This is a genomic window from Nonomuraea basaltis, assembly GCF_005893125.1.
In the GTDB taxonomy this organism is placed as follows: Bacteria; Actinomycetota; Actinomycetes; order Streptosporangiales; family Streptosporangiaceae; genus Nonomuraea; species Nonomuraea basaltis.
In genome coordinates this window covers 1-12,041 of sequence record NZ_VCJS01000028.1, presented here as the reverse complement: position 1 = coordinate 12,041, position 12,041 = coordinate 1, and the positions used below count along the sequence as shown (strand labels likewise).

The 12,041-nt window shown below is 67.6% G+C and carries 11 protein-coding genes and 1 pseudogene; 11 read left to right on the top strand and 1 reads right to left on the bottom strand.

The annotated features are described in order from the left end of the window. The first annotated feature begins 8 nt into the window (after positions 1-8). From EJK15_RS15810 to EJK15_RS15775, 8 genes are read left to right on the top strand one after another with little or no spacing between them, the layout of a single operon-like run. Positions 9-1,520 (top strand): aldehyde dehydrogenase family protein, encoded by a 1,512-nt coding sequence (locus tag EJK15_RS15810; RefSeq protein ID WP_138711182.1) that lies wholly within the window; start codon positions 9-11, stop codon positions 1,518-1,520. Between the two features lie 26 nt (positions 1,521-1,546). Then, on the top strand, positions 1,547-2,341 hold the full coding sequence (locus tag EJK15_RS15805) for an SDR family NAD(P)-dependent oxidoreductase (protein ID WP_138711181.1): 795 nt from the start codon (positions 1,547-1,549) through the stop codon (positions 2,339-2,341). A 23-nt stretch (positions 2,342-2,364) separates the two neighbouring features. Continuing rightward, positions 2,365-3,387: a WD40/YVTN/BNR-like repeat-containing protein gene (locus EJK15_RS15800; RefSeq protein WP_138711180.1), complete on the top strand. Its 1,023-nt coding sequence runs from the start codon at positions 2,365-2,367 to the stop codon at positions 3,385-3,387. 10 nt (positions 3,388-3,397) lie between these two features. Further along, the gene (locus EJK15_RS15795; protein WP_138711179.1) at positions 3,398-3,904 is read left to right on the top strand and encodes a VOC family protein; all 507 of its coding nucleotides are present in this window, start codon (positions 3,398-3,400) and stop codon (positions 3,902-3,904) included. Positions 3,905-3,920: 16 nt separating this feature from the next. Then, on the top strand, positions 3,921-4,523 hold the full coding sequence (locus EJK15_RS15790) for an amino acid synthesis family protein (RefSeq protein ID WP_138711178.1): 603 nt from the start codon (positions 3,921-3,923) through the stop codon (positions 4,521-4,523). An 8-nt stretch (positions 4,524-4,531) separates the two neighbouring features. Next, on the top strand, positions 4,532-5,401 hold the full coding sequence (locus EJK15_RS15785; RefSeq protein WP_171074337.1) for an alpha/beta fold hydrolase: 870 nt from the start codon (positions 4,532-4,534) through the stop codon (positions 5,399-5,401). Continuing rightward, on the top strand, positions 5,398-7,029 hold the full coding sequence (locus EJK15_RS15780; protein WP_138711176.1) for a bifunctional 3-(3-hydroxy-phenyl)propionate/3-hydroxycinnamic acid hydroxylase: 1,632 nt from the start codon (positions 5,398-5,400) through the stop codon (positions 7,027-7,029). The genes EJK15_RS15785 and EJK15_RS15780 overlap by 4 nt, the downstream gene beginning before the upstream one ends. After that, the gene (locus EJK15_RS15775) at positions 7,026-7,340 is read left to right on the top strand and encodes an NIPSNAP family protein (protein WP_138711175.1); all 315 of its coding nucleotides are present in this window, start codon (positions 7,026-7,028) and stop codon (positions 7,338-7,340) included. Before EJK15_RS15780 ends, EJK15_RS15775 begins: the two co-directional genes overlap by 4 nt. Positions 7,341-7,627: 287 nt before the next feature. Here EJK15_RS15775 and EJK15_RS15770 read toward each other — a convergent pair whose 3' ends face one another. Continuing rightward, positions 7,628-8,530 (bottom strand): LysR substrate-binding domain-containing protein, encoded by a 903-nt coding sequence (locus EJK15_RS15770; protein ID WP_138711174.1) that lies wholly within the window; start codon positions 8,528-8,530, stop codon positions 7,628-7,630. Positions 8,531-9,209: 679 nt separating this feature from the next. Between EJK15_RS15770 and EJK15_RS15765 the strand changes: the two genes are divergently transcribed. The 3 genes and pseudogenes from EJK15_RS15765 to EJK15_RS15755 form a co-directional block, all read left to right on the top strand. After that, positions 9,210-10,460, top strand: a complete 1,251-nt coding sequence (locus EJK15_RS15765; RefSeq protein ID WP_171074331.1) for a branched-chain amino acid ABC transporter permease — start codon at positions 9,210-9,212, stop codon at positions 10,458-10,460. Positions 10,461-10,464: 4 nt separating this feature from the next. Next, on the top strand, positions 10,465-11,445 hold the full coding sequence (locus EJK15_RS15760; RefSeq protein WP_138711172.1) for a branched-chain amino acid ABC transporter permease: 981 nt from the start codon (positions 10,465-10,467) through the stop codon (positions 11,443-11,445). A gap of 112 nt (positions 11,446-11,557) precedes the next feature. Next, a pseudogene (locus tag EJK15_RS15755) lies at positions 11,558-11,914 on the top strand (ATP-binding cassette domain-containing protein); the annotation flags it as partial. Between the last annotated feature and the right edge of the window lie 127 nt (positions 11,915-12,041).

The following is a 12,041-nucleotide window of genomic DNA, read 5'->3' as shown; positions in this document are numbered from 1 at the left end:
GGACCGCGATGTCGTCCGAAATTTCGCTCTCCCAGACGGTGCGACGGTTCGTGAACCGGCCGCAGCGTATGCTCATCGGCGGCGAATGGGTGGAATCCCTAACCGGCGAGACCTTGGAGTCCGTGGACCCGGCGACGGGCCGGAGGCTGACCACCATCGCGCGGGGTGACGGCGCGGACGTCGACCGGGCCGTCCGCGCGGCGCGCGCCGCCTTCGAGTCGCCGGCCTGGAGGGACATCTCCCCGCTGGACCGCGGGCGGCTGCTCAACACCCTGGCGGAGCTGATCGAGGAGCACGCCGACGAGCTGGCGCTGATCGAGGCGCACGACAACGGCAAGCCGGTCAACGTGGCCAGGGCCGTGGACGTCGGCTCCAGTGCGAAACTGTTCCGGTACTTCGCCGGGTGGCCGAGCAAGTTCGAAGGAAGCACCGTCCCGGTGTCGCCCCGGGGCGGGCTGAAGATCCTCAACTACACGCTGCACGAGCCCGTCGGCGTGGTCGGCGCGATCGTCCCGTGGAACTTCCCCATGTCGATGGCCTGCTGGAAGCTGGCCCCCGCCCTGGCGACCGGAAACACCGTGGTGCTGAAGCCGGCCGAGGAGACGTCGCTGTCCACGCTGCGGCTGGCGGAGCTCATTCAGGAGGCGGGCTTCCCGGACGGGGTCGTCAACGTGGTCACCGGCACCGGCGCCGAGGCCGGCGCGGCGATCGCGGACCACGCGGGTGTCGACAAGATCGCCTTCACCGGGTCCACCGAGGTCGGGCGGCTCGTCGCACGGGCCGCCACGGGCAACCTGAAGAAGGTGTCACTGGAGCTGGGCGGGAAATCGCCGCACATCGTCCTGCCGGACGCCGACCCCGCGCAGGTCGCCGAGGCGGCCGCTGATGCGATCTTCTTCAACCAGGGACAGACCTGCACCGCGGGGTCGCGCCTGTACGTGCACAAGCGCATCTACGACGAGGTGATGGCCGCGCTGGTCGAGCGCGCCGGCCGCATCGTGGTGGGTCCCGGCACCGATCCGGGCACCGAGATGGGCCCGCTGGTGTCGGCGAGGCACCTCGCTCGGGTGGGGGAGTACATCGCCTCCGGCCGGCAGGAGGGCGGCAAGCTGGCCACCGGCGGCGGACGCCCGGACGGGCTCGGTGAGGACCACCGCGACGGCTTCTTCCTGCAACCGACGATCTTCGTCGAGACCGACCATTCGATGCGCGTGGTGCGCGAGGAGATCTTCGGCCCGGTCCTGGTCGCGATGGAGTGGGACGACATCGACGACCTCGTCGCCAAGGCCAACGACACTCCCTACGGCCTTTCCGCCGGGGTGTGGACGCAGGACCTGAAGACGGCCCATCGCATCGCGGCGGCGATCAGGGCCGGGACGGTGTGGGTCAACTGTTACAACCTCACCGACCCGGGCTCCCCCTTCGGCGGCTACAAGCAGTCCGGCTGGGGACGGGAGATGGGCCGCGAGGTGCTCGAGCACTACACCGAGACCAAGAGCGTGTGGGTGAACCTCACGTGAGAACACCGAACCAGGAGGGGAACGTCGTGGATCTCGAGCTTCGCGGGCGGGTCGCCGTCGTCACCGGCGGCGCGCTCGGCATCGGCAGGGCCGTGGCCCGTGAGCTGGTGAAGGAAGGCGTCTCGGTGGTGATCGCCGCCCGGCGCGGGCATCTCCTGGAGGAGACCGCCAAGGAGATCGAGGCCGAGCTGGGTGGACGCGTCGTGCCTCTCGTGGCCGACACCACCAGCACCGAATCGGTGCGCGCGATGATGGACGCGGCGGCCGTCGAACTGGGCCGCGTCGACATCCTCGTCAACGGCGCCGCCGCACCGTCGGGACTGGTGCGCAACTCGGTCGACGAGGCCGACCCCGATCTCCTGCTGACCGACCTGAACACCAAGGTCGTCGGCTACTTCCGGTGCGCGCAGGCGGCCGCGCCGCACATGCGGAAACTCGGCTACGGGCGCATCCTCAACATCGGCGGGCTGACCGGCCGGTCCAGCCACGCCCTGTCCGGCATGCGCAATCTTGCCATCGTGCACATGACCAAGGCCCTGTCGGACCAGCTCGGCCCGTCCGGGATCACGGTGAACACGGTGCACCCCGGGGTGGTGGAGACCGAGCACATTCACGAACTGTATGAGAAGGAAGCCGCCAAACAGGGCATCACGCCGCAGCAAGTCGAGCAGAACTTCATCGATCGGACGCCGATCCGCCGGGTCCTGACCGCGCAGGAAGTCGCCCGCACACTGTGCTTCCTGGCCTCGCCGCACGCCGGCGGCATCACGGGTGAATCGCTCGGCATCGACGGCGGGCTCACCCGCGGCATCTTCCTCTGAACCCTCAACCAAGGAGCATCGCCATGGAAGGAACGATTCTCGTGGCAACCGCGGGACAGGGCGTGCTGTCCAGCGCGGACGACGGCAGAAGCTGGTACCGGATCCCGCCGGGGCAGGAGGTGGAGTTCGACGCCGTGGTCCGGTGCCTGGCCGTCCACCCCGCCGATCCACAGGTGATCTACGCGGGGGCCGACGTCGGCCTGGTCCGCAGCGACGACACCGGCGTGACCTGGCACCGTGTCGACTCCCCGATGAACGGCATGCACATCTGGTCGCTGGCCATCGACCCCGACGATCCCGACCGCATACTCGCCGGCACCGGCGCGCCCTCCCGCGCGGCGGTGTTCCGCACCACCGACGCCGGGAAGAGCTGGGACCGGCTTCCCCCGGAGATCCCCGAGTTCTGCGCCGGCGTCAACCGCCCGCGTATCCTCACGGTGACGTGGGATCACGTCGACAGCGGGGGCGCGTGGTTCGGCGTCGAAGAGGGCGGCCTGTGGCGCACGCGCGATCGGGGCTACACCTGGCAGCGCGTTGACGGCACTCCCGCGTCGCTGCCGGACGGGGTCACCAACTCCGACATCCACAGCATCGTGGTCCTCGCCGGTCCGCCCAAGACGATCGTGGTCGCGGTCGTCAACGCGCTGTTCGTCAGCCAGGACGACGGCCGGACCTGGACCCGGCAGGACACCCGCCGGAAGTACGGGATCTACTACACCCGCCTGGTGATGCCGATCCCCGGTACCGACGAACTGCTGCTCGGCATCGGCGACGCCACACCCGGCACGATGACGAAGATCCTCTACTCGACCGACCTCGCGCAGACCTGGACCGAGGCCGATCTCGACACTCCGGCCAACTCCACGGTGTGGGCGTTCGGCACCCACCCGGCCGACCCGTCGACGGTCTTCGCCGGCACCAAGTACGGCCACCTCCTGCGGTCCACCGACGCCGGACGGACCTGGACCAAGGAATGGCGCGAGTTCCCCGAAATCACCGACGTGGCATGGACCCCGGCCGTCGCCGCGGGTCCCGGTGCCCACTAAGGAGGCAACGTTGACGGCCAAGAACGACGCATCGCAGTCCACGACCGACGCCGCACCCGGGGTGAAACCACGGGTGCGGCGCACCCACCTGTCGCTGTTCGTCGCCGACCCCGAGACCTCGGCGAAATGGTACGAGGACGTGCTCGGCATGGAGGTCACCGCACGGGGGCCGGAATGGGTCTTCCTCTCCTACGGGCTCAAGCACCACGACATCGCGCTGATCCGCGCCGAGGACGGTGCCCGGCCCGGTGGCATCGGGCTCCAGCACTACGGCCTGGAGATCGACGGCAACCTGGACGAGTTGCGCCGCCTGTACGGCATGCTGCTCAGCAAGGGCGTACCGGTGGTGAAGACGACCGACCACAAGGTGGGCTTCGGGGTGTACTTCACCGACCCTGACGGCAACCGCTTCGAGTTCTTCTGCGAGACCGTGCAGGACGACGAGGAAGGCAAGCGGATCCTCGGCGAGCACAACGCGCCGAGCGAGACCGTCGATCTCGATCCGCTCTACACCTGATCACTGGAGAGACCTCATGCGCGACCCGAATTTCGAGGGTTACCACATCCGTAAGTGGTTCACCTACATCGAGGACACCCTGGCCACCGAGACCGGCGCCCTCGCAGACGGCGAGCCGGTGCGGAAGATCGTCATCGCCGCGGCGATCCACAACCCCTACGCGGGCCGGTACAGCGAATCCCTCGACGAGATCGTGGGCCGCTCGGCCGCGCTCGGCCTGGAGTTCGGCCGCCGGGTCAAGTCGGCGGCCGAAGGCCGGCCGATCGAGAGCTACGGCAAGGCCTGCCTTGTGGGCGCCAACGGCGAGTACGAGCACGGCAACGCCTTCCTCACCCAGGTGTTCGCCGACCCGGTCCGCGAGGCGGTCGGCGGCGGGCTGTCCTGGGTGCCCTCAACCGGCAAGCGTGCCGCCCCGGGCACGAGCATCGACGTGCCGCTCGCGCACAAGGACGCGCTCTACGTGCGCTCGCACTACGACACCGTCACCGTGACCTTCACCGACGCGCCCGCTCCGGACGAGGTGGTGGCGATCTTCGCCTTCGCCACCCGGGGCCGGCTGCACGCGCGCCTCGGCGGGCTGGCGGCGGGTGCGATCGAGGGCCGAGACGGGCTGCGGTGAGCAGGTCCGTGCAGAAGAAGCCGACTGCCGGCGCCGACCGGTTCACCACGCTGAACGGTCTGCGCGCGCACTACGTGGAGTGGGGCGAGCCGGATGCGCCCCCGATCGTGCTGCTGCACGGACTACGAAGCTACGCGCGGACGTGGGAGCCGGTGGCGGCGGCGCTGGCCGATCGCCATCGGCTCATCGCCCTGGACCACCGGGGCCGCGGTGACAGCGCCTGGGATCCGGCGGGCGAATACGTCACCGATGCCTATGTCAGCGATGTCGAGCAGCTCGCCGACGCGTTGGAATTGCGGCGCTTCACGCTCGTCGGTCATTCCATGGGCGGCACCAACGCGATCGTCTACGCGGCACGGCACCCGGAGCGGGTCCGGCTCGCGGTGATCGAGGACATCGGGCCCGGTTCGTCGGCGTCCGGCGCGGGCGCGGAGCGGATCAGGCGCGAACTCGAGCGGACGCCGCGCGCGTTCGCCGGGCGGGACGAGGCGCTTGCGTACTGGCGGAGCGTGCGCCCGGACATCTCGCAGGCCGCGCTCGACTCCCGGATCGACAACACCGTTCGTGCGGCCGCCGACGGCCAGTGGGTGTGGAGGTTCGACCTCGAGGGCATCGCGCGGGTGCGCCTGGATCCCGACCCGGCACGCACCGTGGATCTGTGGCCGCACGTCGAAGCGCTGCGGTGCCCGACGCTGGTGCTCCGCGGTGCCCGGTCGGACTTCCTGCCCGCCGCCACGTGCGCCGAGATGGCCGCCCGCCAGTCGCTGCTCACCTGGCAGGAGATCCGCGAAGCCGGGCACTATGTGCACGACGACAACCTGGACGACTACCTGACCGCACTGCGGGAGTTCCTGGACCGGCATCAGGACCGGCCATGACCCGCACGCTGCGGACCCAGGTCGCCGTGGTCGGCGCCGGCCCGGCGGGCGCCACCCTCGCGAACTTCCTCGGCATGTACGGCTTGGACGCCGTGCTCATCGAGCGCTCCTCCGAGATCATCGACTACCCGCGCGCGGTCGGCATGGACGACGAATCCCTGCGCAGCTTCCAAGCCGTGGGCCTGGCCGACGAGCTGATCAAGGACATGATCCAGAACGTGCCGCTGCGGTTCTTCGACGCCCGCAACCGGTGCTTCGCCGACGTCCGGCCGGCCACGCGCGAGTACGGCTGGTCCCGGCGCAACATCTTCGTGCAGCCCGGCTGCGAGGTGGTGCTGCGCCGCGGCCTGCACCGGTTCCCCTCGGTGCGTGTGCTGCTCGGGCACGAGGTCGTCCGGCTGGAGCAGGACGGCGACGGGGTCGAGCTCGACGTCCAGACTCCCGGAGGTGAGAGCCTGCGGGTCCGCGCCGATTACGTGGTCGGTGCCGATGGAGGCCGCAGCACCGTCCGCGAGCTGCTGGGCGTGGAGCTGGAGGGCGACACGCATCCGCGCAAGTGGGTGGTCGTCGAGTGTGACAACGACCCTCTCGACGCCCAGTACACCGGGTTGCACTGCGATCCGGCGCGGCCGTACGTCTGCGTCCATCTGCCGCACGACCTCCGGCGCTGGGAGTTCATGCTGTTCCCCGGCGAGGACGACGACGAGATGCTCAAGACCGACAAGGTGCACGAGCTGCTCGGCCACCATGTCGAGGACCCGGCGCGGCTGAACATCATCAGGGCACGCGTCTACACCCACCACTCGCGGATCGCCCGGTGCTTCACCGTCGGCCGCGTGTGCCTCGTCGGCGACGCCGCCCACCTCATGCCGCCCTGGGCGGGTCAGGGGATGAACACCGGCATCCGCGATGTCACCAATCTCGCCTGGAAGATCGCCGCCGCCGTCAGGGGGCACGCCGATCCGGACATCCTGGCCACGTACGACACCGAGCGGCGCCCCCACGCGCAGGCGATGATCGACCTGTCGACCACGCTCGGCCGCATCCTGTCACCCACCAACCGCCTGGTGGCGACCGCACGCGACGTGTTCTTCCACGCCGTCGTGCGAGCGCCGGCGGTGCGCGACTGGGTCCTGCAGATGCGGTTCAAGCCGATGCCGCAGTACACCGACGGCGTCGTGGTCCCCGACGGGCACGGTCGGCGGTCGCCGGTCGGGCGCATGTTCATCCAGCCTCTGGTCGAGAACGCCGAGGGCGACGTCCTGCGCTTGGACGACGTGCTCGGCCCCTGGTTCGCGGTGGTGGGCTTCGGGGCCGACCCGGCCGAGCACCTCTCCGGCGCCCAACGCGACTGCCTCACCGCACTCGGCGCCACCTTCGTCAAGGTCGTCGACTCGCGCGCCGGCCGGGCGCGGCGCGCGACCGTCCACCGGGAGACGCAGGTCGTCGAGGACCTCGAGGGGCACTTGCGCGAGTGGTTCACCCGGCACTCCACACGCTTCGTCCTCACCCGCCCCGACCGGTACGTCGCGGCGACAGCCGACCGGGCCGGACTCGGCCAGGTCGTGGACCGGCTACACCGGCTGCTCCGGCCGCCCGGCACCGGTACCGAGAAGGAGGAATCGTGATCGTAGAAGAGCGCAACTACGGCCTCCGGCCCGGCGGGGTCAAGGAGTACCTGCGCATCTGGCACGAGTGCGGACGGCAACCGCAGACTCGCCATCTCGGCGACCCCATCGGGGTCTACCAGACCGAGACCGGCACCTTGAACACCCTGGTCTACCTGTGGGGATTCTCGTCCTGGGAGGATCGTGACCGGCGCCGGGCCGCGCTGATGGCCGACCCGGAGTTCGCCGCGTTCCGCAGTCAGGTACGCGCTCTCGTGCACAGTCAGCAGAACCGGATCCTCACTCCGGCATCGGTGATGGAGGGCGACTGAGGCAACTCCGCACCGGGGCCGATCGTGGACTCGGCGGTGGAGTTCGGGCTGGCCCTGGCTTCGTTCTTCCCAGGGGCCGGCCTGCCCGTTTACTTGGTGCCGCGCGTAATGGGCGTTCCTCATGGTGGATTCCGCGGCAGCGTGAGGGTCAGGATGGTGTCGGTACGGGTACGGGCGGCGTCACCTATGGTGAAGCGGTCGAAGACGTGGGGTGGTGTCGGTGATCCCGCAGCCCGCCAGCGCCGCCGCCGCGACCAGGACGGTCGAGGCGAGGCCCCCTCCGGGCGTCAACTCCCGGTCAGATCCCATGCGCTGCGGCTGATTCGGTCGAGCGCGACGCGGGCAGCAACGACGGCCGGGTGATGGTGGCTGCCAGTGCGGGTAGCGATGAGGACGCGCCGAGCGTTCGGCGGCGTCAGCTCGGTAAGTGTCACTGTAGGAGCGTGGACGCCCCAGGCAAGTTTGGGTAGGAATCCGACCGCCTGCCCGGCTTCGATCAATCGCACATGGAAGGTGAGGTCGGTCGACTGGTAGCGAACGTGGGGTTCAAAGCCGGCTTGGCGACAGACAGCGCTGGCCCAGCGCCTGGCGGCATTGCCCTCGGGCTCCATGACCCAAGGCAGGTGAGCGAGAGCTGCGAGTTGCGGCGGCTCGCCGTCCGGTGGGGTGGCCAGAAGAAGAGGATCCTTGAGGAGAAGCTGAGTGTGCAGGCCGGTCAGAGCCGACGGCGGCTCTCCCGGGTACTCCTCGGCGATGACGAGGTCGAATTCGTGCGCGACAAGCGCCCGCAGCGGTGTGCGTTCGTTCTCCTGATGCACGAAGACGCGAAGCTGCGGATGCTCGCGCTGAAGCAGCTCTACGGCAGGTAGGACCAGAGTCTTAGCAGCAGTCTGGAAGGTCGCAATCCGCAGGTCCCCCTCGAGCACAGTTTTGGCCCGCGCGATATCGGCCTCAGCCTGCTCGAGCCGGTCCAAGATCACCTCGATATGCCCGACCAGCATCTCCGCCGCGGGCGTCAGACGGACCCGACGTCCCATAGGTTCCAGGAGCGGGACGCCCACCTCGGCCTCCAGCTGCGAAAGCTGCGAAGAGATGGTCGAAGGACTGTACGAGAGGGCCGAGGCCACAGCTGCAAGGGTGCCGCGGTGCTTGAGTTCGCGCAGCAACCGAAGCCGGTGAAGGTCGTACATCACGCACCAATCGCCGTCCGTGACCACCGATTCGTCGCTTGAGATAACCGATCGTACGCGAAAACATTTGCCGCCCCGCATTGAGGCATAGCGAGACTGCCTCGCCTTGCGGCATGTCCAACGAGACCGTGATCCGGCCACGGCCTGTTCGCCGAGGGCGCGGTTGGTGATGTAGACGGGGGAGCCGTCGGGTCGGGCCTGCCCGGCACACGATCCGCTGCAGCTTCCGCCCCTCCTGGTCGGTCAGTCTGCTACACGGACAGGCTCAGCCACCGCGCCTCCACCGGTCGAATGGACGTCACCGCACGTCCAACCGCCACGACCACCAACCCGGCGCCTACGCGGCCACAGCACAGATACGGCTGCTTCCCGTTGATTGGTCGAAAATATCGATGAGTGCGCATCGATAACGACGACTGGACCGGGCAATGGGGGGCGCATAGCATTCCAGAACCGCGAGAATCGGTCATCCGAAATCTGCGGTACGGCCGACGCAGCCCGCGGCAGAGTGGTATCGGTCGTCGGTCTCCCCACGCTGTCGTCGCTGCCTGCTTGCCCACCCGCCGCAGGCCGATCGGATATCCCGCCATGCAATTTCGGAGCGGCCATGACACCACCCCGTGCACGTTGGCGCGTACGCCGCCATCCTGCTCGCCTGTCACTACTGCTGGGAGCGGTCATGCTCTCGATCGCCCTGCTCGGCGTCGTGGCAATGGGCGCTCCGACGTACGCGGCTGGTGATCGGACCGTGCAGGGAACGTTGCGCAACTCTGCTGACAACAACGCACCGGTCGCTGGGGTGAAGATCAATGTCCAGTCCAGTACGGGTAAGACCTACACCGGCGTCAGCAACGACCAAGGCCGGTTCGCGATCACTGTGCCCGGCAGCGACTCGGGCACCCTGGCCGTCATCTTGGACACCAAGACGCTTCCCGATGCTGTGCAGATCCGCGACGGAGCGTCGAACACCTTGCGGCCAACGGGCACCTTGAGCACGATCACCGTCAACTTCCCCCTCGGTCCCGATACGCGTCAAGTGTCGACGGTGTGGGACCAGGTCCCCCAACTGCTCTACAACGGTCTGCTGTTCGGCCTGGTGCTGTCATTGGGGGCTCTTGGCCTGTCCATGGTGTTCGGCACGACGGGACTGTCGAACTTCTCTCACGGCGAGCTGGTGACCTTCGGGGCATTCGCCACCTATCTCGGCAACCGGGTCGTAGGGCTGCCCATCGTCGTGGCGGTGGCGGTGGCGGTAGCGCTGTCGGCACTGTTCGGCTACCTGAACGAAAAGGGTTTGTGGAGGCCACTCAGACGCCGCGGAACGGGACTTATCGCCATGATGATCGTCTCGATCGGTCTGCAGTTCTTTCTCCGGAACTTCTACCAGTACTTCACAGGCGGCCGCGCTTTGACCTACCGCGAATACGTCACGCCCGCCGGCCGAGACGCCTTCGGCTTGTTCACCTACACCATGCGAGACGTCGTCATCATCTCCATCAGCGGGCTTGCGCTCGTCGCGGTCACTCTTGCTTTGCAGTACACCCGGATCGGTCGCGCCACGCGCGCGGTGTCGGACAATCCGGCCCTGGCCTCTGCGACGGGGATCAGCGTCGATCGTGTCATAGCCACGGTGTGGATCGTGGGCACCGCGCTGGCGGGACTGAGCGGGGCGTTCTTGGGATTCTCCCAATCGGTGTCCTACCAACTGGGAGCGCAGGTACTGCTGTTGATCTTCGCCGCTACCTGCGTCGGAGGTCTGGGATCAGTGTGGGGCGCGCTGATCGGCTCGATCATCATCGGGCTGTTCGTCGAGACCTCAACCTTGGTCATCCCATCGGAACTCAAGTTCGCAGGCGCGATGGTTCTGCTGGCGCTGGTCCTGCTCGTCCGACCACAAGGCTTGCTCGGCCGCGCCGAAAGGATCGGGTGAGGACATGGACATCATCGGCGCCGTCACGGGGGCACTGCACGACGGCTTCGGCTATGTGGCCGTCTCGTTCTGCTTGGCTGCGATCGGTTTGAACATTCAGTTCGGCTACGCCGGGCTGCTCAACTTCGGTCAGGCCGCCTTCTTGTCGGTAGGCGGTTACATCATGGGCGCGGCGATCGCCACAAGCGGGATTCCCACCGTCCTCGCGATCCTGCTCGCGATCGCCTTCACCGTGGCGTTGGCGCTGATACTGGGTATTCCTACCCTGCGTCTTCGGGCGGATTACCTGGCGATCGTCACCATCGCGGCGGCAGAGATCCTACGACTTGTGTTCGGGACGTCGTTCCGGACGTACTTTCACGGCAAGGACGGTGTGACCGGCTTTACCGCCGGGTTCCGAAGCCTCAACCCGCTGCCGAACTACGACGGCTTCTTCTTGACCTACAGCCGGGAGGAGCTGTGGACAGTCATTGTCGGCTGGGGCCTGGTCGTCATGATCAGTCTGTTCACCCGGGCCCTGATGCGATCACCGTGGGGAAGGGTTCTCCGGGGCATCCGTGAAGACGAGGATGCGATGCGGTCTCTGGGCAAGAACGTCTACGGCTACAAGATCCAGGCCCTCATCCTCGGGGGAGTGGTCGGATGCGCCGGAGGTTTCGTGGGCGCGTTCGGGGCCGCTTCGGTCCAGGCCGACACGTTCAACCTGGACTTCACCTTCATCGCCTTGACCATGCTCATCCTCGGTGGCGCCGCTCGGATCCTTGGTCCGATCGTCGGCGCGGTGATGTTCTGGGCGATCCTGTCGTTCCTCGGATCGGTCTTGACGCAGTTGGCGGGCTACCCGGTCGTGGCGCAGTTCATGAACGCCGACCAAGCATCAATCATCCGGCTGATGTTGGTCGGATTGGTGCTGATGCTGCTGATGATCTTCCGGCCGCAAGGCATCTTCGGTGATCGAAGGGAGATCGCGCTCGATGCCCACTGACGACTTCCCCACTGACCACCTCTCCTCGGGCACCGCACCCGAGGACGTCCCCGCTGCCGGTGATACGTCCCAGCCAAGGGTTCCCGAGCCCGGCGCCGGGGAGAACAAGTCGATGCGCGCGTGCCGGACTGCTTTGCAGTCGGTGCCGCATGAGCCTGGCGCTGCCAAACCCGACCCCGTTGTGATCGTGAACGGAATCCGCCGCACCTTCGGCGGCCTCACCGCGGTCGACGTGGAACATCTCGAAATCCAACGTGGGGTTATCACCGCCTTGATCGGACCCAACGGTGCAGGCAAGACCACGTTCTTCAACCTGCTCACCGGCTTCGATCAACCCGATGCCGGTTCCTGGTCCTTCGACGGGACACCGCTCATAAGCAAGGCAGCCTACAAAGTGGCACGCCTCGGCATGGTCCGGACCTTCCAGCTGACCAGAGTGCTCTCGAAACTGACAGTACTGGAGAACATGGGGACTGTACGGTTTTCGGTGTAACTCCTGATCAAGGAGAACGCACCTGATGAGTACTGTGATCCAGGCATCGACGGAGATCGACCTGGAGGACACCGCGGTGGCACGCACGGAGCCCAAGGACGCA

Excerpts from the sequence above, each read along its gene's own strand:
- EJK15_RS15770 (WP_138711174.1), bottom strand. The coding sequence starts at position 8,530 with ATGTACGACCTTCACCGGCTTCGGTTGCTGCGCGAACTCAAGCACCGC.
- EJK15_RS15810 (WP_138711182.1), top strand. The coding sequence starts at position 9 with ATGTCGTCCGAAATTTCGCTCTCCCAGACGGTGCGACGGTTCGTGAAC.
- EJK15_RS15765 (WP_171074331.1), top strand. The coding sequence starts at position 9,210 with ATGCTCTCGATCGCCCTGCTCGGCGTCGTGGCAATGGGCGCTCCGACG.
- EJK15_RS15760 (WP_138711172.1), top strand. The coding sequence starts at position 10,465 with ATGGACATCATCGGCGCCGTCACGGGGGCACTGCACGACGGCTTCGGC.
- EJK15_RS15800 (WP_138711180.1), top strand. The coding sequence starts at position 2,365 with ATGGAAGGAACGATTCTCGTGGCAACCGCGGGACAGGGCGTGCTGTCC.
- EJK15_RS15780 (WP_138711176.1), top strand. The coding sequence starts at position 5,398 with ATGACCCGCACGCTGCGGACCCAGGTCGCCGTGGTCGGCGCCGGCCCG.
- EJK15_RS15790 (WP_138711178.1), top strand. The coding sequence starts at position 3,921 with ATGCGCGACCCGAATTTCGAGGGTTACCACATCCGTAAGTGGTTCACC.